The 208-nt window shown below is 51.0% G+C and carries 1 protein-coding gene; it reads right to left on the bottom strand.

Features of this window, described 5'->3' with window-relative positions; translation table 11 throughout:
* The coding region (locus QCD68_RS17425) for a hypothetical protein (protein WP_301223920.1) at window positions 1–208 on the bottom strand (208 nt) is incomplete at both ends.

Below are 208 nucleotides of genomic sequence, written 5' to 3'. Positions count from 1 at the left end.
CTGCTGGAGCTGGAGGCCACCGGTTTCTTGGTTGCTAACTGTTGTTCCATCATCACCAAACTGCAAAGATACACCCTGGATATGATCAATCCGTGGCAAGAAAGCTTGCAACTGGGGAGAGCTCTTGTAGAGCTCCTCAATTTGTGCCAAGCCATCTGGCGACAAATGGCGGTCCCACTCAACAGCTAAGGCCATGACTTCAATGGCA

This window comes from Curtobacterium sp. PsM8, from assembly GCF_030433875.1.
Taxonomy (GTDB): domain Bacteria; phylum Actinomycetota; class Actinomycetes; order Actinomycetales; family Microbacteriaceae; genus Curtobacterium.
The sequence above is the reverse complement of the archived record's forward strand: the minus strand, read 5'-3'. Positions and strand labels throughout refer to the sequence as shown.